Raw genomic sequence first — 22,161 nt, forward strand, 5'->3', positions numbered from 1 at the left:
AATAAAAGGCCAGAGCACGGGCCTGAGGTAAGAACCACATGAGCAAGTCACCGGGTATTAACAAAGAAGCTTTGGCGGTGCTGGTACTAGCAGCAGCGCTCGTTTTACTCCTGGCTTTGTGGGCCTTTGAGCGCGTTGCTTACGATCGCGCTGCGGGTCCCGGTAACGCTGGTGAGCTGGGCCAGGGTGGCGATACCATCGAGTGGAAGTTGGTGACCACATGGCCCAAGAATCTGCCGGGCCTGGGACACACACCCGAAGTCTTCGCCCAAATGGTCCGAGAGATGAGCGCGGGGCGCATGGATGTTCGCGTTTATGGTGCGGGTGAAATCGTACCGGCCTTTGAGGTGTTTGACGCTGTGTCCTCCGGCGTTGCTCAAATTGGTCACGGGGCTAGTTATTACTGGAAGGGAAAAATCCCCTCTTCTGTGTTCTTCACTGCAGTACCTTTTGGCATGACCGCGCAGGAAATGAATGGTTGGCTGCACTACGGTGGTGGGATGGCGTTGTGGGAGGAGATTTACGCTCCCGCGGGACTGGTGCCGTTCGCCGGTGGCAGTAGTGGCGTGCAAATGGCGGGTTGGTTTAACCGAGAGATCAATTCGCTCGAAGACATCAAAGGTTTGCGCATGCGAATTCCGGGCCTGGCTGGTGAAGTATTCAGTGCAGCAGGAGGTGAAGCAGTACGTATTCCCGGAGGCGAGGTGTATACCGCTTTACAGACCGGGGTAATCGATGCGGTCGAGTGGGTTGGACCTTACAACGACCTTGCCCTCGGGCTTCACGAAATAGCCGAGTACTACTACTACCCGGGATGGCATGAGCCTGGCTCGATGCTCGAGTTTATCGTGAACGAAGACGCGCTTAATGCTTTGCCTGATGATCTTAAGGCGATAGTTCGCTACGCAGCACGAGCGGCTAACCAGGATATGCTCGACGAATTTACCGCGCGGAATAACCGGGCGCTTCGGGAAATGATCGAGGTTCATGACGTTAAACTCCGGCGTTTACCCGATGATGTGCTTGCGGCCTTGTATCGTGGCGGTGAAGAAGCCATGGCCAGAATGATTGCCGATGATCCTTTGGCTGCAAAGGTGAACGCGTCGTTTCAGTCGTTTATGAGAGATGTACGTGCGTATCACGAAATATCAGAGCAGTCTTACATCAATGTCCGCAGAGACGTTATGGGCCCATTAATAGACGAGTAAGTGCAGGACCAGCGCTGTTCCCATCCCTATGATCAGCGCACTGCACTCTTTTATCTGGAGCAAGAGTGGCCTCTGAAAACTACCATTTAGTGCAGGTAAATATCGCCCATGCCCTGGCCGAGATGAACGACCCGATTATGGAAGGTTTCGCGTCTCGACTTGATGAGATCAATGCGCTTGCTGAGCGCAGTCCGGGGTTTGTCTGGCGGCTGCAAAGCGACAGTGGCAATGCCACAGATATTTTGGCTTTTGAAGACCCTACCTTGCTCATCAACATGTCTGTGTGGACTAGCGTCGAAGCCTTAGAGCGCTATGTGTATCTAGGTGAGCACATTGCACTGATGCGTCACCGAAAGCAGTGGTTCACGAGACCCAGCGGTCCGCATATGGTTCTTTGGTGGGTTGCGGGTGGGGAAATACCCAGCATTGACGACGCGAAAGCGCGCCTAAAGTTATTGGAGGAACGTGGTCCAAGCATCGACGCCTTTACTTTCAGAGAGCGTTTTCCACCGCCAGACCAGTTCAAGCCCTGAGTGATCAAGCAATAGACGCCGCACACTTTTAGGCAAGTCTCTACGCCGAATGAGCTATAGAGGACTCACCGGTCGTAGGAGGTTCCATAGCGTTAGGCTGCTACTCTATGTATGTGTGATGGTTCGGGTGCGCCGCTGATCATCAATAGCAACGAAGACGAACTCACCTTCTGTTACCTTGATTGGATCTCCATCGTGCGGCGAGTTAATCCATACCTCGACCATGATGCGAATCGATGAGCGCCCGATCTCAATAACATCACAAAAGCAGGATACAACCGCCCCTACGTGAACCGGCGTAATAAATGCCATACCGTCGATGGCCACTGTCGCCACCCTGCCCTTCGCGACCTCTTCAGCGGTGATTGCCCCGGCAAGATCCATTTGCGAGAGGAGCCATCCGCCAAAGATATCCCCGGAGGCGTTGGTATCCTTGGGCATCGCGATGGTTTGTATGGCGAGTTCGCCTTGGGGTAATGGTGTGGAGTCTATGTCGCTCATGATCCGCTGGTTCTGTCGTTAGGGTGAAAGGTTAAGGTGAATTCCAAAGTATCTGCAGCAGTGTAGCCGCCAGCCATAGGCTAGGTATAGCGATTAAAGCTGCGCTGACAACCACGTGGCGAGCTGGGGCCAGACCCAGAGAGCCGCTAGGACCAAAAGCTGAATACAAATAAAAGGTATTACACCGCGATAGATGGCAGATGTGGGCACTGAGTCGGGCGCCACTCCCCGCAGGTAAAAGAGCGCAAAGCCAAAAGGCGGCGTCAGGAACGAGGTTTGCAGATTGATCGCAATCATAATGCCTAGCCATATGGGATCAACGCCCATGAGCAGCAAAATAGGGCCAACAATCGGAACCACAACGAAGGTGATTTCGATGAAATCCAGAACGAAACCAAGAGCGAAGATTACGACCATCACCAGTAAGGTCGCTGAGAAAACGCCCCCCGGTAGGTCGGCAAAGAAAGCCTGAATCAGCTCTTCTCCACCGAAACCTCGAAACACGAGCGAGAACACCGCCGCGCCAATCAAGATCATGAAGACCATGGCGGTGGTTTCCAAAGTACTGGTAACAATTTCTTGCAACTTGTTTTGATTCACCTCGCCGCGCAAAGCCGCGAGTAGCAATGCCCCGGTAGCACCGACCCCGGCTGCTTCTGTGGGTGTAGCCGCGCCTGCGAGTATGGAGCCGAGCACAACGGCAATGAGAATCAGCGGGGGTATCAGGCCATGAAGTAGTTTTCCCCAGGACATAGTTCGGGTTTTAACCGGTGGAACGCTTCCCGGCCGAAGCAATGCCATTCCAAGGATGTAAAGACAGTAAAGGCCCACCAAAAGAAGACCGGGAATGATTGCGCCGACAAATAAATCCCCTACCGAGACAGTTTGGGGGTTAAAGACCTCCAGTTTTAGCTGTGCTTGTTGGTAAGAGCTAGAGAGGATGTCGCCAAGTAGCACGAGCGCGATCGACGGTGGGATTATTTGACCAAGGGTGCCGGTGGCGCAGATAGTGCCCGTGGCGATGCTGGGACCGTAGCCCGCCCGTAACATCGTAGGTAGGGATAGAAGGCCCATAGTTACCACCGTCGCGCCGACAATGCCTGTGCTTGCTGCCAGGAGCATTCCCACCAGAACGACGGAAATAGCTAATCCGCCGGGCAGGCGACCCAATAAAGCGGACATACTCTCGAGAAGTTCTTCGGCGACCTTCGATTTTTCGAGAATCACGCCCATCATCACAAACAGCGGGACTGCGATGAGCGTGACGTTGCTGATGGTGCCAAACAGTCGTCCGGGGAGAGCCTCCAAGAAGGCCGGATCAAAGCCCCCCGCGATGGTGCCCACGGCGGCAAATAGCAGCGCTGTGCCTGCGAGGGTGAACGCTACCGGATACCCGAGCATTAGCAGTCCACAGACTGCGGCGAACATCCACAGTGCAATAGATCCGTCCATCAGCGACTCTCGCGAAGAATAAGGATCTGTGCGTTTCGTAATATGTCTACGAAACCTGCCAGACCAAGGTTTATGGCCATAAGCGGCAAGAGTGTTTTAAGTAGGTACAAGTAGGGGATCCCTCCGGGCTCTGGCGAGCTTTCACGAATTGCCCAAGAGTCGGCGACGTAACCCCAGCTGATTACAAAAATCATCACACAAAGAGGGAGAAGGAAAACAATGCCTCCCAAAGCGTTAATCCAGGCCTTACCTCGATCGCTAAAGCCGCGATAAAAGATATCGACACGCACGTGACTGCCGGACTTAAGGGCATAGGCGACACCCAGCATGAAGAGGCTGCCATGAAGGTAGGTTACGGTCTCCTGCATAGCGATGGAGCCAGTAGAAAACCCATAACGCAGGATGACGATCGCGGCGGTAAGCAATGCCATGGCCAACGCGCACCAAGCGAGCAGTCGTCCGGACAGCAGGGTGAAACGGTCAACCGCCTGTATAAAAGACGCCCAATTAAGCACCGATTTACTGCCTTTCTTAATGCCGGAAGGCGAGGGTATCATAGCCCACCGCGTTCACTCTTCTTTGCGCAAGACCTTGAGAACCCAGCTAAAACGCGAACTAAGAAACACTCCAACAAGCAGTAAGGACAACGACAATGCTGAGCGTTATTTCACCCGCTAAAACTCTGGATTACGAGTCGCCAGTTACCACTCGCAAAGCGACGCAGCCCGAGTTTCTCGAACGCTCCGAGGCACTTGTTGAAGATGCACGGCGGTTGGATCCTATGGATATCCGGTCTCTCATGGGCGTATCCGAGAACATTGCGACGCTCAATCACCAGCGGTTTATGGATTGGCATCGCCCCTTTGATAAGACGAATGCCCGACAAGCCATTCTGGCGTTCAAAGGTGACGTCTACACCGGACTCGAAGCCGAGACAATGAATGCAGCTCAGTTGGCTTACGCGCAGAAGCACCTGCGTATTCTCTCAGGCCTCTATGGGGTCTTGCGCCCTCTCGATCTCATGCAAGCCTACCGACTCGAAATGGGGCTGCGTTTTTCTAATAGCGGCGGCAAGAATCTTTATGATTTTTGGGGTGACGCTCTGACTGTCAGCCTGAACAAGCAGCTGAAGAAGACCGATACTGCCGTTCTTCTAAACCTCGCCTCCAATGAATATTTCAAAGCGGTAAAACCCGGCGCTCTCGATGGCGAAGTCATCACGCCGGTGTTCAAAGATCTCAAAAACGGTAAATACAAAATCATTAGTTTCTTTGCGAAAAAGGCACGGGGACAAATGGCGCGTTACATCGTTGATAAAGAAGTGAACGACGTGGCCGCGCTGAAAAAGTTTCGCGTAGGAGGTTATCGCTACAACGCGGCGGAGTCTTCTGCCCGCGAGCTCGTGTTCACTCGCGATAAAGCGCCCGCTGCCTAACCGCGCGTTATTAAAAGCTCTTAGCAACCCCCATAAACGTTAAACAGGTATTCCCGAATGAGCGCACAAACATCGACCCACCAGGTGGTCATTATTGGCGCGGGCATGTCTGGCTTGTGCATGGGCATAAAGCTTCGCGAGCGCGGTATCACGGACTTTGTGATCCTGGAGAAGTCCCCCCAGGTCGGAGGCACCTGGTATGACAACACCTATCCAGGCGCCTGTTGCGATGTAGCGTCGGTCCTTTACAGCTACTCTTTTGCTCCCAACCCCGATTGGTCCCACAAGTTCTCGCCTCACAATGAAATCAGGGCCTATTTCCAGCGCTGCGCCGAAGAGTTTGGTTTGCTCTCGCACCTTCGTTTGAGTACCGAAGTTGATCAGGCTCAATGGCAAGAGGACGCAGGGCTTTGGGAAGTGAAACTTGCTAATGGTGAAAAGCTGCTTACCCGGAGTTTGGTGAGTGGTTTGGGGCAGCTCAACGTACCCAATATTCCTGACTTTGCCGGACGGGATAGTTTTGCGGGACATAGCTTTCACTCCGCGCGCTGGGACCATGATTATGATTTGAGCGGTAAGCGAGTGGCGGTGATTGGAAACGCGGCGAGTGCCCTGCAGTTTATCCCTCACATAGCGAAGCAGGTTGAGCAGCTTCATGTGTACCAGCGCAGTGCAAACTATGTGATCAAACGCAATGACCGCGCGTACCAAGACTGGGAGAAGTGGGTCTTTCGGAACGTGCCACTGGCTCAGAAAGCGGTCCGCGCAATGATCTATCTGCGCGGAGAGTGGCTTTTCTATCCGGTACTGCGCAACAGTTCTACCTGGCTTCTTAAGCAATGGGAGAAGTGGTGCAAGGACTATCGCGAAGAAGAAGTGAAGGATCAGGAGCTACGGGACAAGCTCACGCCGGACTACCGTCTGGGCTGTAAACGCATTCTTATCTCAGATGATTTTTTTGGCGCTTTCGTTAGAGACAACGTAGAGCTGGTTACCTCACCAATTACCGGTATGGACGAAGAAGGAGTGCGAGCCGAGGACGGCACGGACCGCCCCGTGGACGCGATTATCTATGCGACGGGATTTAATACTTCACAAATGCACAGCGCCGTTGAGTTTAAGGGCGTGAATGGATTGTCGTTGCAGGATGCCTGGCGCGATGGTGCGGAGGCCTATCGCGGCGTATGTACCCACGGTTTTCCGAATTTCTTTATGCTCTATGGCCCCAACACCAATCTGGGCAGTAACTCGATCATCTTTATGGTGGAGCGACAGGTCGACTACGTTGTTGATTGCATAGACAAGTTGCTCAGCCACGAGCTCCGCGCGATTGATGTTAACGAGAACGTTCAGATGGCCTATAGCGAGCGCATGCAGGGCGAACTTGCGCAGACGGTATGGGTGGCGAGCTGTGAGAGCTGGTATAAAAATGCGGCGGGTAAAGTGACCAACAACTGGCCCCGTTCCACCCTCGCCTATCGATGGCATATGCGAAGCCCTGACTTTGCCGATTTCGATATGCGTGTTTGACAGTGCTGGACCTACCGTTTTCCCAGGCCGCGGAAAACAACCGCGAACCTATCCTTCATGAGCTGCGGCGCTTACTGGCCGATGCCCAGTCAGTGCTGGAAATCGGGTCTGGTACGGGGCAGCACGCCAGCGCGTTCGCGGCGGCTATGCCGCATTTGCGTTGGCAGCCCAGCGAACATTCGCAGTCCCTGGCTACACTTCGGCCCCGTTGCGAGTGGGTAGCGCTGGACAACCTTCTGCCGCCGGTCACGGTGGACATTTGCGAAACCCCCTGGCCTGAACCCTGGCCAGATGCGATTTACACCGCGAATACCCTGCATATTGTGTCGGAGGCTTTGGTCGAGGCGTTTTTTGCCGCTTGTAACGCTCAGGGTACAGCCGATTCCTTGGTGTTGGTTTATGGGCCGCTTAACTACGGGGGTGAATTTACATCGGAGTCCAATGCGAACTTTGACCTTTGGTTAAAAGACCGCGACCCCAACAGTGGTATTCGTGACTTTGTATGGTTGGACTCTCTGGCAAGCGCAGCTGGTTATCGACTTCTGGAAGATATTTCGATGCCTGCTAACAATCGTTTAGTAGTATGGAAGATGGACAGCGCTTAGCCATCCATTACGCTGCGACCTGTCCTTTAAACTTTTGCTGGGAAGGAATTGATAATGAGCATGCTAAGAAACTTTTTCTTGTCACTAAGCTTGCTGCTATTGAGCAATGGCGCGGTGTTTGCAGACAGCACCGACCCCTTGCCCTCTTGGAATGATTCCCAGTCCAAGCAATCGATCATGGCATTTGTAGAAAGCGTTACGCGCAGTGACTCTTCTGACTTTGTACCCGTAGCGGAGCGAATCGCAACCTTTGACAATGACGGCAACCTTTGGGCAGAGCAGCCGATGTACTTTCAGCTCTTCTTTGCCATCGATCGAGTCAAAGCCTTGGCAGAAGAGCACCCGGAGTGGAGGACCGAAGAGCCTTTTGCGTCTCTTCTTGCGGGTAAGCTGGAAGCGGCCCTCGCCGGTGGCTTGGAATCGGTTCTGAAGATTGTCATGGCTAGTCACGCGGGAATGACTACTGAAGAGTTCGAGGTGATCGTGAGTGAGTGGTTGGAGACCGCACGGCACCCCGTGACCAAGCGCCCGTACACGGAAATGGTGTATCAGCCCATGCTCGAGCTTTTGGACTATCTGCGCGCCAACGACTTCAAGACTTTCATCGTGTCGGGGGGCGGTATTGAATTTATGCGGCCCTGGACTGAGCGAGTGTACGGAATACCTCCCGAGCAGGTCGTGGGTAGCAGTATCAAGACTGAGTTCGAGATGGAGGACGGTAGACCTGTTCTCAGACGCTTGGCTGAGATCGACTTCATCGATGACAAAGAAGGTAAGCCCGTGGGGATTCATTCGCATATCGGCCGCCGGCCAATTTTTGCTTCAGGCAATTCCGATGGCGACCTTCAGATGTTGCAATACACGGCTGCGGGTGACGGCCCGCGAATGATGCTCTACCTCCACCACACCGATGCAGAGCGAGAGTGGGCCTACGATCGGGAATCAAGTATTGGAAAGCTTGATAAAGGTCTCGATGTGGCTGCGGAAAAAGGCTGGACCGTTATAGATATGGCCCAGGACTGGAGCACCGTTTTTCCCGCGGAAGTTAAGTAAGAGTCTCGTTATCCGGGGTCTCTTTGAAGGGGAGAAGGCCCATGGCGTCTTTGCGATACCCCTCTACATGCACCTGTTCCTCTCGGGTGAAGCTACCCACAGCATCATCCAGCTCGGCCTGCGCTACCCAGTGACAGGACAGTGTTGTCGTTGGTTCAAACCCCCGCTGAATTTTATGCTCGCCTTGAGCGCCAGGATCAAAGCGCTTTAGCCCATGACGAATGCAATAGTCGATGCCTTGGTAGTAGCAGGTCTCGAAGTGCAGACAGTCGTACTCGCGGCTACAGCCCCAATAGCGTCCGTACAGAGTTTCGCCATCGCAAAAATACAGTGCTCCTGCCACCGGAGAGCCGTCTTTTTCGGCGAGGGCCATAAGAACTTGCTCGCCCATGTTCGCCGCTACGTCCAGGAAAAACTCCCGCGTCAGATAGCCGCCATGACCACTGCGCTTGGCGTAGGTCATTTGATAAAACCGGTGGAAAACCGACCAGTCTTCTTCACTCAGCTCCGTTCCGTTTCGCATGCTCAGGCTTAGTCCCTGCTCCTCAATGCGACGGCGCTCTTTGCGCAAAGACTTTCGCTTGCGGCTGGAGAAGGTACTGAGAAAGTCGTTGAAGTCGCTGTAGCCACGGTTATACCAATGGAACTGCACCTGATGCCGTGTGTGTAAGCCTGCTGCAGCAAGAGCGTCTGCATCTTTTTCTTGAGGAAACAGCACGTGCCAGGAAGATGCCCCTAAGCTCATCGCAAGCTCAGGCATGTGTTGTTTCAAAGTGGCCCATATCACTGCAGGATCAAGGTCGTCCGCATGGAGTAAGCGAGGTCCCGTGGCGGGGGTAAAGGGGACCGCTGTCACTAGCTTTGGATAGTACTCCAGACCCATACGGCGCCAGGCGTCTGCCCAGGCCCAGTCGAAGACATACTCGCCGTAGGAGTGGCTCTTTAACCAGGATGGCAGTATCGCCAAGGTACGCTGTCCATCTTTTAGGCGAAGGTGTGCGGGAGTCCAACCCGCTGCTGGCGTAGTGCAATCCGCTTGCTCTAGTCCCAGGAGAAAACTGTGACGTAAAAAGGGATAGTCAGACCTGCAAAGTGCATCCCACTCCGTCGCGGATACTTCTGCGACAGAGCCTAGGACCTCGATGGTGAGGCTCATCGCGTTTTTAGTCTCAGGTGTGCAGAGCGTAGTGGGCAGCGATCCCAAGGAAGATAGTCATTCCTACCCAGTTGTTGTGCAAAAATGCGCGGAAACATGCTGCCTCTTCGCGTTCACGAATCAAGTACAGGTGATAGCCAAACAAGCCAGCGGTGACCAGCAAAGCGAGATAGTAGGGCCAGCCTAGACCGAACTCCCTTCCCGCCAGAACCAGCGCTGTGAGGCACAGTACTTGTAATACGGCGATAACACTGCGGTCGGATTCCCCGAAAAGAATAGCTGTACTTTTTATTCCGATCTCAAGATCGTCTCTGCGATCCACCATGGCGTATTTGGTGTCATACACCACAGTCCAAAGCACACTGCCGGTAAAAAGAAGCCACAGCGCAGGCGGCAAGCTGCTCTGCTGCGCAGCAAAGGCCATGGGGATCGACCAGGAAAACGCCAGACCCAAAACTACCTGCGGTAGATGAGTGTAACGCTTCATCAAGGGATAGCAGGACGCAAGCAATAAAGCGGGTATAGACAGGAGTATGGTCATGAAGTTGGTCATGAGTACCAGACCAAAGGCCATCAGACAGAGCACTGCAAAGAAGGCCAGCGCCTCACCCACAGTGACGTCTCCCGTAACCAGGGGTCGATTGCGAGTGCGCTCGACGCTTCCATCCAGGTTTCTGTCAGCCAAGTCGTTGATGATGCACCCGGAGGAACGCATGAGGATTGTCCCCAGCCCGAAAATCACTAGAAGCTTCAGGTCCGGGACCCCTTCAGCAGCAATCCACAGCGCCCATAAGGTGGGCCACAGTAGTAACAAGGTGCCAATAGGTCGGTCCCAGCGTATCAGTTGTAACAACGCCGAGAACTTGCTCACTTGTTTAGTGGCAGGAGAGGTGGTGGTGCTCATGGATCGGTTGTTGTCTCTTTATCAAGTAAGCGTCAGGCTCGTTTGCAACCAATTGTAACGCTGACTTGGCCGCGCCGGGAGCGGTGCAGAGGTGTTGCTGCACTCCAGCGGGGAAATCCTTCAAGAAAAACCTCGCTGACCAGCATAGGCTTAGCGGCGACCTGAAAACAGGAGCGACGTGCCCAGGCTTTTTCCTGTTGATGCAGTGGTTTGGGTAGGTAAGCATCATCGCCTGCGAGAAGCGCTACTTGAAAAGGGCTTCGGCGCATATCTGGCCGAGAGAACAAGAAACTGCCCAGGCTTTGATTCTGCAGGCGTCGCAGCCTTAGCAGCGGGCCGTCCAACGTGCTCACTGGAAATACTGAGCGGGCGTAGACCACGGCCTTACCATCCAAATGCATCACGATCTGGCGCACCATCGCCAGTTCTCTGTGCCCCATATTTAGCAGTCGGCGTTCGTCCTGATTTGGGGCTTCCCAGCACTGACGCCAGCGCTCCAGGGAAAATTGCTTCCCTGAATCTACCAAGTGCTGAGTAAGTGAGCCATCGTCGAGCAACCAGCTACGAACCGGCGCCAGTATTGGACCGGGAATCTGCTCTTCACGTCGCCAGTGTGGGACGCCTACGCTGCGGTTTGCTTGCAGAGTCATAAAGATCTAGTCGATGGGGAGGGCGAGAATGCGTGATGTTTAGCCTGCTTGCAAGCCGGCCAAGGCGTTTTCAGGGCGATCCTCTGCCATGTTAATCTTGCCGCCCTCTGAAAAAGCTGCGCCTCACACAAGGAGTTAGTCTGGCATGCGTAAATGGGAATGTATCGTTTGTGGACTCATCTATGACGAAGCCAAGGGCTGGCCTGATGATGGTATTGCCCCAGGTACTCTCTGGGAGGATGTTCCCGAAGATTGGCTGTGCCCAGATTGCGGTGTTGGTAAAGAAGACTTTGAGCTCCTCGCAGAGGCTGTGGAAGAGGACGCCCCCCACCATGAGGTGCCAGGCACGGAAACCCAGCCTGCACCGGTAGTCATTATCGGTACGGGACTTGGCGGCTATGGAATTGCGAGGGAGTTTCGTAAGCATGACAGCGACACGCCGTTACTGTTGATCACAGAAGATGACGGCAGGGCTTACTCCAAGCCTATGTTGTCCACCGGCTATACCAAAAATACCGATGGAGCTGCGCTCACTCAAAGTGATGCGGGCACGATGGCTGCAAATCTCGATGCGAGCGTATGGACGATGACTCGCGTTCAAGCTGTTGATACTCAGCGTAAGGTTCTACGTCTGGCTGATCGAGAAACCGAAGTTCATTACGCGGCACTCGTGTTTGCCACGGGCGCGAGCGTCATTCGGCCACCTTTGGGTGGTAACGCGTTAGAACGCGTCTACTCCGTGAACGACCTCATGGACTACGATGACTTCCGCACTGCCATGGAGCGTCTCGAAGCTAAACGCATTGCCATTATTGGCGGTGGACTTATCGGCTGTGAGTTTGCTAATGACTTGCTTAATGGCGGTTTTGAGGTCGATGTGATCGACCCATTACAGCACTGCTTACCCACGTTGTTGCCAGAGCCCTGCGCTCGAGCGCTGCAGACCGGACTGGAGGCTAAGGGGGCACGTTTTCACTTTGGGCCCCTGGTCACGGAAGTCAATCATCCGGCAGGCTCCAGGGATTCTGTAGAGGTATCTTTGAGCGATGGAGGCGTGCTCGAGGCAGATATTGTTGTTTCTGCGGTCGGCGTCCGGCCCAATATCGAACTGGCGAAAAGCTCAGGTATAGCCGTCAACCGCGGCATCGTTACCGACAGGCACCTGAAGACCAGTGCCGAGGATGTTTATGCTCTGGGTGATTGCGCCGAAGTTGACGGCCATGTCTTGGTTTACGTAGCGCCTCTTATGGCAGCGGCTCGAGCACTGGGCAAAACCCTTGCCGGGGAACCAACACAAGTCAGCTACCCCGCTATGCCCGTAACCATTAAGGTACCGGCCTGTCCTACCGTTGTAGCGCCACCGGCTGCGGATGCGGAAGGCGAATGGCAGTTTACCGTTGATGGTACGAGTACTCAGGGTGAGTATCGCAATGCGGCGGGAGACCTATTGGGTTTTGCCCTCACTGGTGAGGCAACAAAGCAGAAGATGACACTGCAGAAGCTATTGCCACCGATCATGGCCTGAACATCCGCTTGAGGGTTTGCCCCGGGGGTTAGACGTTGGCGAAAGCCTGGCTGTCTCCCGCCCAACGGCGAATGAGAGGCTGTACCCACTGAGGACGCTGCTGTTGTAGCTCCTCAGCGATGTTCTGTACTTCATCAAGTAAGTGCTCGTGCTCGGGTAGCCGCGCTACCCTAAATTCCATAAGGCCGGTTTGCCGCGTACCCAGTACTTCTCCGGGTCCGCGCTGACGAAGGTCCTCTTCTGCGATGTAGAAGCCATCATTGCTTTCGCGCATGACTTGCAGGCGGGCCCTGCTTTGCTGCCCCAAGGGTGACTGGTAGAGCAGAACGCAGTGGCTCGCAGCACTGCCACGCCCGACACGGCCCCGAAGCTGATGAAGCTGGGCCAGCCCCAGGCGCTCGGGGTTTTCGATAATCATTAGAGTCGCGTTTGGTACGTCCACGCCGACTTCAATAACCGTTGTAGCGACAAGCAACTGATACTCTCCTGCTTTGAACGCAGTCATCACGGCGTCTTTTTCCTTAGCCTTCATGCGACCGTGAACCATGGCCACTGCGATGCCATCCAAAGCTTCGGCAAGTTCCGCGTAGCTCGATTCTGCAGCTTGCGCCTGCAGCGTATCGCTGTCTTCAATCAAGGTGCATACCCAGTAGACCTGCCGTCCACCCTGGCAAGCGTGAGCAACCCGCTCGATAATTTCCTGACGGCGTTGGTTGTCTATAAGAACGGTACCCACAGGCTGCCGCCCTGGAGGAAGCTCATCGATAACGGAACAGTCGAGGTCCGCGTAGGCCACCATAGACAGGGTCCTCGGTATGGGCGTTGCCGTCATGATTAGCTGGTGGGCCCGCCACGCCCCTCCTGTCTTTTCACTTAGGGCAAGGCGTTGGTGCACGCCAAAGCGGTGCTGCTCATCCACAACAACAAGGCCGAGGTGGGCAAACTCAACTCCATCCTGGAAGAGAGCGTGGGTACCTATGACCAGTGAAGCCTCGCCACTCTGAATGGCGGCTAGTGCTTGCTCCCGATTTTTGCCTTTTACGCTCCCTGCCAGCCACATTTGCGAGATATCTAATTCGGCAAACCAACCCGCAAAGTTACGTCGATGCTGCTCTGCAAGAAGCTCCGTCGGTGCCATGACGGCGACCTGATAACCGCTGGCAATGGCAATGAGGGCAGCTGCAGCGGCTACTACGGTCTTTCCTGATCCAACATCACCCTGCACGAGTCGAAGCATGGGTTTTTCGCTTGCGAGATCGTCGGTGATTTCTCCCATAACCCGGTGTTGCGCGGGCGTAGGCTCAAACGGTAGTGCCTCAAGAAAACCCCGGTTCAACCCTTTCGTGTCTTTGAGGGCGGGAGCTGCACGTTCCCTGCTTCGGGCCCGTAGTTCACGCATGGAGAGCTGGTGCGCTGTCAGTTCTTCCAGAGCGAGGCGCAGTTGCGCCGGGTGTCGGCCGTCGCGTAGCGCCTGTTGATCAGCGCTCGGAGGAGGACGATGTAAAAACCGCAGGGCGGAGCTAAGCCCGTAGTCGTTTTCCTGAGCCGGTAGCAGCTCGTCTGGTGGGTTGTTCTCCAGTGCGAGCAAGGCCTGCTCACAAAGCTTGCGCCACTGGCCCTGACTAATACCTTCGGTGCTTGGGTAGATGGGCGTCAGCGAGTCTTCGTTCTCATTGCCGTTAATGTTGCGTCGATATTCGGGGTGAATCATCTCTGCATGCTGGGTACCACGGCGCACCGATCCAAAGCATCGTAAACGATCGCCTTTTTGTAGGGCATTCTTCTGTGCTTGAGAGAAATGGAAGAAACGCAGCGTCGCAGTGCCGGTTCCGTCCTGCAGCTTTACCATGAGTGATCGCCGTCGCCCGCCGCCGCTGACACTGACCAGAGCGACATCACCTTCGATGACAACTTCGGCCCCGTCTTGAAGTGCGCCAATAGGCGTGACCTGCGTCCTGTCCTGATAGCGCAGTGGAAGATGAAACAGCAAGTCCTCGACGTTGGTGATGCCGTAGCGCTGAAGGCGTTCAACCATTTTTGGTCCAACCCCGCGCAGAGACTCAAGGCTATGTGTGACAATCTGGCTCACAGTCCAGCCTGAACGGTTTCGCAGCTGGGCAGGCGCATCAGCCCAAAGGAGACAGAATCGTGCACGACAGGACGAGGCAAGAGACCATCGCTATAGTCGGTTTTGGAGATCTTGGTGAGCGGCTTAGCAGCCTTCTGCCCAGGCCTGAGTGGCACTGCTTTGGACTGCGGCGTAGTGCTAATGCAGTTCCTCAGGGGGTTGAGAGCGTTGCCATTGATCTTCGCAACGCTCACAGTCTCAGTGTGCTTGAGAAGCTTCGGCCCGACGCTCTGGTGGTTGCGCTTAGTCCCGCGGATCGCAGTGCCGAGGGTTATCAAACCGGTTTTCCTGAAGCCATGGCGAATATTGTTTCGGGTCTTGGGGATCACCGGCCCCGTGCTGGGTTTTTTGTTTCGAGCACCCGGGTGTACCGCGAATCTTCTGGAGCCTGGATTGATGAAGAGAGTGATACCGCTGACAGCGACCCCCATGTGGCGGCTATTCTCGCAGCCGAACAGATTTTTCTTGAGGGCGTTAATAGCGCTGTGGTGCTTCGCGCCGGGGGACTCTACGGATCCGGCCCCGGGCCTTTGCTTAAACGAGTCGCGGCGGGCAAGCTCACGGCGGAAGAGCCACCGCGCTTTGCTAACCGGATTCATCGTGATGATGTGGCCGGTTTCATGGCAGCGGCGCTCACAGGGAAGGTCACGCTGGATCAGCGAATTGTGAATCTTGTTGACGATGCCCCCGCTCCGTTGCAGGACTTGGAGTCCTGGCTGTGTACCCAGCTGGGTTTGCCCTACGAGCCGCCTCGCTCGGCGCCACCAGGCGAAACTCCATCGCACAAACGTATTCGTAACGAGCGGCTGCGAAGCAGTGGTTATACCCTGCAGTTTCCGGATTACCGAAAGGGCTATGCTGAGGTGCTCCATCGCTGGATGGCACACTCAGAGCGCGAGGATGGCCTCGATCTCCACTGACACACCTTTTGGTAGCGCCGCCACCTGAACACAGGCTCTTGCTGGATAGGGCTCATTGCAGAAGGATTCCATCACTGCATTCACTGCCGCAAAGTCCTGCATATCAATCAGTGAGATATTGATTTTGACCGCGTCATTGAGGCTGCCACCGGAGGCCTCTGCGACAGCAGCGAGGTTGGTGAATGCCTGAGTCGCCTGAGCGGTAACGTCGCCTTCGACCACGGTCATGGATTCGGGAACCAGTGGAATTTGTCCTGACAGCCAAACGGTATTCCCAACTTTAACTGCCTGAGAATAAGGGCCAAGGGCCGCGGGGGCCTTGGGTGTCGCAATGATGGCGCGGTTACTCACGGGTTACTCCTGTTTGTTTGGGGCGAAGCTTAATTACGCACACGGCTTACGCGCCGTACGCTGTCGATGCTGCGAAGACGACGCATAATGCGTGCTAGGTGCACCCTGCTTTCCACGTGGAGATCCAGATCCACATAGGTGAACTGGTAGTCTTTATCCGTGGAGCTGATTTTATCGATGTTTACGTTCATGCTGTTAATGCGTGTTGCGATCGTCGCGATGGCGCCGCGGCGGTTTTCCGTCTCGATTCTCAGCTCCGCAAGAAACTCGCCGTCGACCTGATCGTCCCATCGTAAGGGGATCCACTGCTCGGGCTTCTCACGCATGTCAGCCAGATTACGGCATCTCTCTCGGTGCACGATTACGCCGCGCTCAGAACTAATGTAGCCCGCGATTGGGTCGCCTGGTAATGGCCGACAACAGCGAGCGTAACTCACCATAAAGCCCTCGGTGCCCCGAATCGCCAGCGGAGAGTCACTGCCCGGTTGTGGTGTGGGCCCTTCGGTATTCGTTTCTCCGGCGAGTTGGCTGGCAACGACACCGGGCAGTCGTTTGCCCTGCGCTAGCTCCGCAAGAAGCTCATCCACGTTGGCAAGGCCCGCACTATCGAGATAGCTGCTGAGTCGCGCGTCTGACAATTCAGCGATGCTCAGCTCGAAGCTCGCGAGCGACTTGTCCAAGAGTCTTCGACCCAGTGCTGCCGCGTCTTCCTGTGTTTGGTGCTTCAGGTAGTGGCGGATATTACTGCGCGCTTTTGCGGTTATGGCGTAGTTAAACCACGATGGATTTGGCCGTGCTCCCGACGCGGTGATGACCTCAACGGTTTGACCGCTCTGGAGAGGCTCGGACAGCGGCGCGAGTCGTCGATTGATTCGACAGGCCACACAGGTGTTGCCCAGCTCGGTATGCACTGCATAGGCAAAGTCTACGGCGGTTGCTCCCCGGGGCAGCTCCATGATGTTGCCCTTGGGTGTGAAGATATAGATTTCATCCGGGAACAGATCAATCTTAACGTTTTCAATGAACTCAAGGCTGTTGCCTGCACGTTGCTGCATTTCGAGCAAACCCTGCACCCATTGACGGGCTCGGGCATGGGACCCGTTTACGGTGTCGGAGTCCGTTTTGTACAGCCAATGTGCGGCTATCCCGTTATTCGCCATGTCTTCCATTTCGCGCGTGCGAATTTGGATTTCTATGGGAACACCGTGCATCCCCATGGTGACCGTGTGCAATGACTGGTACCCGTTGGCTTTAGGTATGGCGATATAGTCTTTGAATTCTCCAGGGACCGGCTTGTACAGCGAGTGAATACAGCCAAGAACTCGGTAGCAACTGTCGACGGAGTCCACCACGACCCTAAAGGCGTAAATATCCATAATCTCGGAGAAAGATTTCTTCTTGGCTCGCATTTTTTGGTAAATGCTGTACAGGTGTTTTTCCCGGCCAATGACCGTCGCTTCATAGCCATCCTGAGCCAGCGCGTTCTCTATCTGGCTGCGCATTTTGTCTACCAGTTCGATGCGGTTGCCTCTGGCCGAGCGGCGTGCTGCCTCAATGCGTCGCGCGCGCATGGGATAGAGCGCGGTGAACCCCAAATCCTCGAATTCCATACGCACAGAGTTCATCCCCAGACGCATGGCGATGGGGGCATAGATATCCAGAGTTTCTTTGGCGATACGTCGTGCTTTGGCCGTGGGCAGCACCCCGAGAGTGCGCATATTGTGAAGGCGGTCGGCGAGTTTGACCAAGATGACGCGAATGTCTCGCGCCATTGCCAGGGCCATCTTTTGAAAATTCTCAGCCTGTTTCTCTTCGAGAGTGTCGAATTCGATCTGGGTTAACTTACTCACACCATCGACGAGTTCTGCTACGGCCTCGCCAAACTGCGATTCAATAGCATCTTTATCGATGCCGGTATCTTCGATTACATCATGGAGCATTGCAGCCATCAGGCTCTGATGGTCCATGTGCATGCCTGCAAGAATGCCCGCGACGGCAAGGGGGTGCGTTACATAGGGCTCGCCACTGCGTCGTTGCTGACCAAAGTGCGCCTGCTCTGCAAAGTAGTAAGCGCGACGGACCAGAGTGCTCTGCTGATCATCGAGATAGGAGCGTAGATCGGCATCGAGAGAGTCAATGGTTTGCATGCTATGCACTCATTCCTACACATGGTTCTGTCACGGGTCCTGAAGTAGACAGCTGCAGCTTGAATGACGAGTGGAGATGATGCGGCGACGAGCCAAGATGAGAGAACGATCGGTGAAACTGAGAGATGTGAAAGACGTAAGGTCGGGTTGTGCGTCCAGACGGTGTCCGGAGCGAGGCCGACGGCAGCGCGCTGCTCGCGCAGCCGCTGCATTCGGGCAAGGGCTTAGAAGCTTTCGCTTGCACCCATCACTTCGGCGAGTTCTTCCTCGGCGTCCAGCTCGTCCTCACGGTTGAGCATATCTGGTGTTACCAAACCTTCGGCGATTTCACGAAGAGCGACAACGGTGGGCTTGTCAGACTCTTCCTGAACTAGCGGATCTTTGCCGCCGGTAGCCAGTTGACGAGCTCGCTTGCTCGCAACCATTACCAGTTCAAAGCGGTTGTCGACGGACTCAAGGCAGTCTTCTACAGTTACGCGTGCCATATTTTTTCCCATGTATGGTGACAGTAAATCCCCAAAACAAGCCCTTTGGCATTTTAAACCGTGTACCCCGTACACATCGCTAAAATGCGTTTGTTAGCCGACTTCAAGAGCCGTCAAAAAAAGGTCTGTTTGGACCGGTACGAACCAACGTGCGCACCGAAGAGCCGGATATTATAGCCCAAAGGCCCTAAAAGATGCGCGTTGTAAATCGGTAATCTTTCAGACTTGGATTGGTGGTTGCCCGCGAAGCTCGGCCGAAGCCGCTCATAGTAAATTAGCTGAGGAGGGCTTTTAACTGGTCGCTATGACGGTGGGCCTGCTTTTGCGTCTGTAGCCGTTGGGAGCGCACGATGGCCTGGAGCTCAATGAGGGCTTCATCAAAAACGTCATTGATCACCAGATAGTCAGCTTCGACATAGTGAGACATCTCTGAAACCGCGGCAGCCATGCGCCGGTCAATGGTGCTGGCATCGTCCTGCCCGCGTTGGCTAAGCCTGTCTCGAAGGGCCTCCTCGGATGGCGGGAGCACAAATATTGAGCATGTTGCCGGAAGCAAGTGTTTAACTTGCCGGGCTCCCTGCCAATCAATTTCCAATATGACATCCGCATCTGCCGCGAGCTGATTTTCTACAAAATGCTGCGAAGTTCCATAAAGATTCCCAAAAACTTCGGCATGTTCTAGAAAAGCATCCTGTTTTAGCATTTCCTCAAACGCGTGATGATCACAAAAATGATAGTTCACGCCATGGGTCTCCCCAGGTCGGATAGGCCGCGTTGTATGGGACACGGAAACCTGAAGACTGGGCTCCGCGTCGACTAAGGCCCGTACAAGGCTGGTTTTACCTGCACCGGAGGGGGCGGATATGGTGAATAAGGTTCCTGACTGTGGATGCATACGGTTGTTTGTCCCCGGGATGGGTCTGGCGTCGTCAACGATTGGATAAGAGCGAGAAGGTTACGGTAGCGCGCGACTTATTGCGACAGTGTTGCCCCGCTTCATTCTATGTTCTGTACCTGTTCACGCATTTGCTCAATGAGAACTTTTAACTCCACCGCGCTCTGCGTCGTACTGCTCGTAGTAGCCTTCGAGGACAGGGTATTGGCCTCTCGGTTGAGCTCTTGCATCAGGAAGTCCAGACGTCGCCCACAGGGTCCGCCCTTGTCCAGTATTCGGGTAGTCTCTTCGATGTGTGCTGCTAAGCGGTCGAGCTCCTCGTCCACATCGGCTTTTTGCAGGAGCATGACTAATTCCTGTTCGAAACGACCTTCATCAAGGGGCTGTTCCAACTCTTCCAATCGGCGGCGGAGTCGCTCTTCCTGACGACTGCGAAGTGCCGGAAGCGCCTCGCGCAGAGTGGCAACTTCATCACCGATACCCTTAAGCCTCCGGCGAAGGAAGGCCTCAAGCTGCTGTCCCTCGCGCACGCGGTTTTCTTGCAAGGCTTTGATTGCTGTTTCGAAGAGGCCCCAAGCAGCACTTTGAATGTTCGACTCATCCGTTTGCTCGGCGGTACATACACCCGGAAACTGCAGTAGCGCCAGCGCATCGGTAGGGGCGATCTTGTCTGATAGGGCGCTCACGCTATTCACGGCTTCAAGCACTGCCGACAATCGTTCTTTGTTGATCTCAAGGGTATTCGTATTGTCGTTGTCTATGAGCTTTATCTGACAGTCGACTTTTCCGCGTTTTAGGTCTTTGCCGAGGGCATCCCTAAGCTTGGGTTCCAAGACACGAAGACTGTCCGGCAGTTTGAAGTGCAGGTCGAGATAGCGGTGATTAACGCTGCGTAATTCCACGATTAGCGCTACGGGCGATGGCGTAGCCTCTCTGGCGAAAGCGGTCATGCTGTGCAGGGTCATCGATATCCTTTTTGTCTCAGCTTTTCGTCCGTCAGCGTATACTGCGCCCTTTCCCAAAGACAAGGAACTTCCTAAATGCCAAGACCCAGTGGCCGGGCCACCGACCAGCTGCGCGACATTTCCATTGAGCGCCAATTTACCTGCCATGCTGAGGGCTCGGTGTTGGTGAGCTTCGGTAATACTCGCGTGATTTGTACCGCGAGCGTTGAAGACAGCGTTCCGAGATTTTTGCGCGGTAAGAATTCCGGATGGATTACAGCTGAATACGGAATGTTGCCCCGCTCTACCGGTTCCCGTATGGGCCGAGAGGCAGCACGTGGTAAGCAGAGTGGTCGTACTCAGGAAATTCAGCGTTTGATCGGACGCTCTTTGCGCGCGGCGGTAGATCTGTCCAAGCTGGGAGAACACACCATTACGCTGGATTGTGATGTCATTCAGGCGGATGGCGGTACGCGTACAGCCTCAATTACCGGTGCCTTTGTTGCCTTGGTGGATGCCATCAATGGTTTACAGCGCGACAAAAAAATCAGCACGGATCCCCTGCGACACTTCGTGGCTTCGGTATCTGTCGGTGTTTACAAGGGCGAGGCCGTGCTCGATCTTGACTACATCGAAGATTCAAAGGCCGATACAGACCTCAATGTGGTTATGGCCGAGGGCGGTGAATTCATTGAAGTCCAGGGAACTGCCGAAGCGGCGCCCTTCTCTCGCTCAGAGCTGGATCAAATGCTGGATCTGGCAAGCGGTGGTATTGCGACACTCATGGACTGCCAGCGTGAGGCACTCGCGGCGGGCTGATGCCTGCTGTGCGAGGCGTTAAGGCGCTAAATAGCGCCTGATTTTCACTGTGTTTTTGTAGGGGTCTAAGCTATAGGTCGATATCGTAATCGATGATCACGGGCGCATGGCGTGAAAAGCTGTCGCCTGTGTAGATAGCGGCATGCTCGACGCTATACTGCAGATCCTCTGAAATGATTTGCAAATCGATGCGCCATCCATCTTCGCCACGCTCTTCGGGCCAGTAGCTAAACGCATCACTGTCCGTACTCACTTGGCGGAATGCATCGCGGTAGCCGTTTTCGAGTAACTCATCCATCCACTGCCGCTCTTCGGGTAGAAAGCCCGAACGGCTGCTGTTATCAGCGCTGTTTTGCATGTCGGAGGCGGTATGGGCGATACGCCAGTTACCGCAGATCACAAACTTACGGCGTTTGTTGCGGACTTTTTCGAGATGCGCACCCAGCAAGGAAAAGAACTCGTTCTTATTAACTTGCTGATCAGCGTCGCCATCGCTCGCGACCGGAGCTAAAAGGCAGCCGATAGACAGCTCACCGTAATCTGCCTGAATGTAGCGCCCTTGCATATCAAAGTCCGCGAAACCCAAGCCGGTCATAATGGCCTTGGGGAGTTCACGGCAATAAATCGCAACGCCATTATCTTTACCGTTAACGTCGTCAAAAAAGTAGGCGTTGTAGTCGCTTGGGAAGAAGACGTCATCCTGTAAGTCGTATTCAGAACAGCGGATGTCCTGAATACAGATGAAATCGGCGTCCTGGCGTGAAAGCCAGTCGTAAAAACCCCGTTTGGCGGCTTCACGCAGCCCATCTGCGCTGAAGCTGATGATTCTCATTGCAAACCTCTAATGTTTCGAGGCGCTATGATACAGAAACGCCAGATGACAGAATACACTGTCTCAAAATCTTTCCACTAATGTTTGG

22 protein-coding genes are annotated in these 22,161 nt (G+C 54.6%); 9 read left to right on the forward strand and 13 right to left on the reverse strand.

Features of this window, described 5'->3' with window-relative positions; all coding sequences use genetic code 11:
- Positions 1-38 precede the first annotated feature (38 nt).
- Both R0137_RS02620 and R0137_RS02625 read left to right on the forward strand, forming a co-directional pair.
- Entirely contained in the window at positions 39-1,208 is a 1,170-nt protein-coding gene (locus R0137_RS02620) for a TRAP transporter substrate-binding protein (protein WP_407328332.1), read from the forward strand.
- A gap of 65 nt (positions 1,209-1,273) precedes the next feature.
- A complete protein-coding gene (locus R0137_RS02625; RefSeq protein ID WP_407328333.1) occupies positions 1,274-1,741 on the forward strand; it encodes a DUF3291 domain-containing protein in 468 nt (155 codons plus the stop codon).
- 105 nt (positions 1,742-1,846) lie between these two features.
- Here R0137_RS02625 and R0137_RS02630 read toward each other — a convergent pair whose 3' ends face one another.
- The 3 genes from R0137_RS02630 to R0137_RS02640 form a co-directional block, all read right to left on the reverse strand.
- Positions 1,847-2,242, reverse strand: a complete 396-nt coding sequence (locus R0137_RS02630; RefSeq protein WP_405272131.1) for an acyl-CoA thioesterase — start codon at positions 2,240-2,242, stop codon at positions 1,847-1,849.
- Between the two features lie 93 nt (positions 2,243-2,335).
- Positions 2,336-3,694, reverse strand: a complete 1,359-nt coding sequence (locus R0137_RS02635) for a TRAP transporter large permease subunit (protein ID WP_407328335.1) — start codon at positions 3,692-3,694, stop codon at positions 2,336-2,338.
- A complete protein-coding gene (locus R0137_RS02640; RefSeq protein ID WP_407328336.1) occupies positions 3,694-4,251 on the reverse strand; it encodes a TRAP transporter small permease subunit in 558 nt (185 codons plus the stop codon). Before R0137_RS02640 ends, R0137_RS02635 begins: the two co-directional genes overlap by 1 nt.
- Before the next feature lie 95 nt (positions 4,252-4,346).
- Between R0137_RS02640 and yaaA the strand changes: the two genes are divergently transcribed.
- The 4 genes from yaaA to R0137_RS02660 are packed head-to-tail and all read left to right on the forward strand — an operon-like array spanning position 4,347 to position 8,317.
- The gene (yaaA, locus tag R0137_RS02645; RefSeq protein WP_407328337.1) at positions 4,347-5,129 is read left to right on the forward strand and encodes a peroxide stress protein YaaA; all 783 of its coding nucleotides are present in this window, start codon (positions 4,347-4,349) and stop codon (positions 5,127-5,129) included.
- A 57-nt stretch (positions 5,130-5,186) separates the two neighbouring features.
- Positions 5,187-6,659: a flavin-containing monooxygenase gene (locus R0137_RS02650; RefSeq protein WP_407328339.1), complete on the forward strand. Its 1,473-nt coding sequence runs from the start codon at positions 5,187-5,189 to the stop codon at positions 6,657-6,659.
- Positions 6,660-6,661: 2 nt separating this feature from the next.
- Positions 6,662-7,264 carry a DUF938 domain-containing protein gene (locus R0137_RS02655; RefSeq protein ID WP_407330059.1) on the forward strand — a complete coding sequence of 201 codons (603 nt, stop codon included), beginning with the start codon at positions 6,662-6,664 and terminating at the stop codon, positions 7,262-7,264.
- Between the two features lie 54 nt (positions 7,265-7,318).
- Positions 7,319-8,317 carry an HAD family hydrolase gene (locus R0137_RS02660; RefSeq protein ID WP_407328341.1) on the forward strand — a complete coding sequence of 333 codons (999 nt, stop codon included), beginning with the start codon at positions 7,319-7,321 and terminating at the stop codon, positions 8,315-8,317.
- Here the strand turns inward: R0137_RS02660 and R0137_RS02665 are convergent.
- The 3 genes from R0137_RS02665 to R0137_RS02675 are packed head-to-tail and all read right to left on the reverse strand — an operon-like array spanning position 8,310 to position 11,027.
- The gene (locus tag R0137_RS02665) at positions 8,310-9,473 is read right to left on the reverse strand and encodes a GNAT family N-acetyltransferase (protein ID WP_407328342.1); all 1,164 of its coding nucleotides are present in this window, start codon (positions 9,471-9,473) and stop codon (positions 8,310-8,312) included. The genes R0137_RS02660 and R0137_RS02665 overlap by 8 nt on opposite strands.
- 13 nt (positions 9,474-9,486) lie before the next feature.
- Positions 9,487-10,377, reverse strand: coding sequence for a 4-hydroxybenzoate octaprenyltransferase (gene ubiA, locus R0137_RS02670; protein WP_407328344.1), 891 nt, complete (start codon positions 10,375-10,377; stop codon positions 9,487-9,489).
- Positions 10,378-10,409: 32 nt separating this feature from the next.
- Complete coding sequence (locus tag R0137_RS02675) at positions 10,410-11,027, reverse strand: chorismate--pyruvate lyase family protein (RefSeq protein ID WP_407328346.1); 618 nt, start codon at positions 11,025-11,027, stop codon at positions 10,410-10,412.
- Between the two features lie 145 nt (positions 11,028-11,172).
- Between R0137_RS02675 and R0137_RS02680 the strand changes: the two genes are divergently transcribed.
- Positions 11,173-12,552, forward strand: a complete 1,380-nt coding sequence (locus tag R0137_RS02680; RefSeq protein ID WP_407328347.1) for an FAD-dependent oxidoreductase — start codon at positions 11,173-11,175, stop codon at positions 12,550-12,552.
- A gap of 28 nt (positions 12,553-12,580) precedes the next feature.
- Here the strand turns inward: R0137_RS02680 and recG are convergent, their stop codons facing one another.
- Positions 12,581-14,587, reverse strand: coding sequence for an ATP-dependent DNA helicase RecG (recG, locus tag R0137_RS02685; RefSeq protein ID WP_407328349.1), 2,007 nt, complete (start codon positions 14,585-14,587; stop codon positions 12,581-12,583).
- 113 nt (positions 14,588-14,700) lie between these two features.
- On the opposite strand from recG, the gene R0137_RS02690 reads away from it, so the two are divergent.
- The gene (locus R0137_RS02690; RefSeq protein WP_407328351.1) at positions 14,701-15,600 is read left to right on the forward strand and encodes an epimerase; all 900 of its coding nucleotides are present in this window, start codon (positions 14,701-14,703) and stop codon (positions 15,598-15,600) included.
- Here R0137_RS02690 and R0137_RS02695 read toward each other — a convergent pair.
- The 5 genes from R0137_RS02695 to R0137_RS02715 form a co-directional block, all read right to left on the reverse strand.
- On the reverse strand, positions 15,568-15,951 hold the full coding sequence (locus R0137_RS02695) for a RidA family protein (RefSeq protein WP_407328353.1): 384 nt from the start codon (positions 15,949-15,951) through the stop codon (positions 15,568-15,570). The genes R0137_RS02690 and R0137_RS02695 overlap by 33 nt on opposite strands.
- A gap of 29 nt (positions 15,952-15,980) precedes the next feature.
- Positions 15,981-18,098 (reverse strand): RelA/SpoT family protein, encoded by a 2,118-nt coding sequence (locus tag R0137_RS02700; RefSeq protein WP_407328354.1) that lies wholly within the window; start codon positions 18,096-18,098, stop codon positions 15,981-15,983.
- A 224-nt stretch (positions 18,099-18,322) separates the two neighbouring features.
- Entirely contained in the window at positions 18,323-18,583 is a 261-nt protein-coding gene (rpoZ, locus tag R0137_RS02705) for a DNA-directed RNA polymerase subunit omega (RefSeq protein ID WP_405273704.1), read from the reverse strand.
- A gap of 274 nt (positions 18,584-18,857) precedes the next feature.
- A complete protein-coding gene (gmk, locus tag R0137_RS02710; protein ID WP_407328355.1) occupies positions 18,858-19,478 on the reverse strand; it encodes a guanylate kinase in 621 nt (206 codons plus the stop codon).
- A gap of 101 nt (positions 19,479-19,579) precedes the next feature.
- Positions 19,580-20,443, reverse strand: a complete 864-nt coding sequence (locus R0137_RS02715; protein WP_407328357.1) for a YicC/YloC family endoribonuclease — start codon at positions 20,441-20,443, stop codon at positions 19,580-19,582.
- 75 nt (positions 20,444-20,518) lie between these two features.
- Here R0137_RS02715 and rph point away from each other — a divergent pair, with 75 nt between their 5' ends.
- A complete protein-coding gene (gene rph, locus R0137_RS02720; RefSeq protein WP_405273709.1) occupies positions 20,519-21,241 on the forward strand; it encodes a ribonuclease PH in 723 nt (240 codons plus the stop codon).
- Positions 21,242-21,311: 70 nt separating this feature from the next.
- Here rph and R0137_RS02725 read toward each other — a convergent pair whose 3' ends face one another.
- The gene (locus tag R0137_RS02725; RefSeq protein WP_407328358.1) at positions 21,312-22,073 is read right to left on the reverse strand and encodes an exodeoxyribonuclease III; all 762 of its coding nucleotides are present in this window, start codon (positions 22,071-22,073) and stop codon (positions 21,312-21,314) included.
- Positions 22,074-22,161: the final 88 nt, after the last annotated feature.

Origin of the sequence: Congregibacter brevis, assembly GCF_045689245.1 — a bacterium.
Taxonomy (GTDB): domain Bacteria; phylum Pseudomonadota; class Gammaproteobacteria; order Pseudomonadales; family Halieaceae; genus Congregibacter; species Congregibacter brevis.

Coding starts and splice junctions, on each gene's coding strand:
- R0137_RS02620 (WP_407328332.1), top strand. CDS start 39: ATGAGCAAGTCACCGGGTATTAACAAAGAAGCTTTGGCGGTGCTGGTA.
- R0137_RS02630 (WP_405272131.1), bottom strand. CDS start 2,242: ATGAGCGACATAGACTCCACACCATTACCCCAAGGCGAACTCGCCATA.
- R0137_RS02635 (WP_407328335.1), bottom strand. CDS start 3,694: ATGGACGGATCTATTGCACTGTGGATGTTCGCCGCAGTCTGTGGACTG.
- R0137_RS02640 (WP_407328336.1), bottom strand. CDS start 4,251: ATGATACCCTCGCCTTCCGGCATTAAGAAAGGCAGTAAATCGGTGCTT.
- yaaA (WP_407328337.1), top strand. CDS start 4,347: ATGCTGAGCGTTATTTCACCCGCTAAAACTCTGGATTACGAGTCGCCA.
- R0137_RS02650 (WP_407328339.1), top strand. CDS start 5,187: ATGAGCGCACAAACATCGACCCACCAGGTGGTCATTATTGGCGCGGGC.
- R0137_RS02660 (WP_407328341.1), top strand. CDS start 7,319: ATGAGCATGCTAAGAAACTTTTTCTTGTCACTAAGCTTGCTGCTATTG.
- R0137_RS02665 (WP_407328342.1), bottom strand. CDS start 9,473: ATGAGCCTCACCATCGAGGTCCTAGGCTCTGTCGCAGAAGTATCCGCG.
- ubiA (WP_407328344.1), bottom strand. CDS start 10,377: ATGAGCACCACCACCTCTCCTGCCACTAAACAAGTGAGCAAGTTCTCG.
- R0137_RS02675 (WP_407328346.1), bottom strand. CDS start 11,027: ATGACTCTGCAAGCAAACCGCAGCGTAGGCGTCCCACACTGGCGACGT.
- R0137_RS02680 (WP_407328347.1), top strand. CDS start 11,173: ATGCGTAAATGGGAATGTATCGTTTGTGGACTCATCTATGACGAAGCC.
- recG (WP_407328349.1), bottom strand. CDS start 14,587: ATGGTTGAACGCCTTCAGCGCTACGGCATCACCAACGTCGAGGACTTG.
- R0137_RS02700 (WP_407328354.1), bottom strand. CDS start 18,098: ATGCAAACCATTGACTCTCTCGATGCCGATCTACGCTCCTATCTCGAT.
- rpoZ (WP_405273704.1), bottom strand. CDS start 18,583: ATGGCACGCGTAACTGTAGAAGACTGCCTTGAGTCCGTCGACAACCGC.
- gmk (WP_407328355.1), bottom strand. CDS start 19,478: ATGCATCCACAGTCAGGAACCTTATTCACCATATCCGCCCCCTCCGGT.
- R0137_RS02715 (WP_407328357.1), bottom strand. CDS start 20,443: ATGACCCTGCACAGCATGACCGCTTTCGCCAGAGAGGCTACGCCATCG.
- rph (WP_405273709.1), top strand. CDS start 20,519: ATGCCAAGACCCAGTGGCCGGGCCACCGACCAGCTGCGCGACATTTCC.
- R0137_RS02725 (WP_407328358.1), bottom strand. CDS start 22,073: ATGAGAATCATCAGCTTCAGCGCAGATGGGCTGCGTGAAGCCGCCAAA.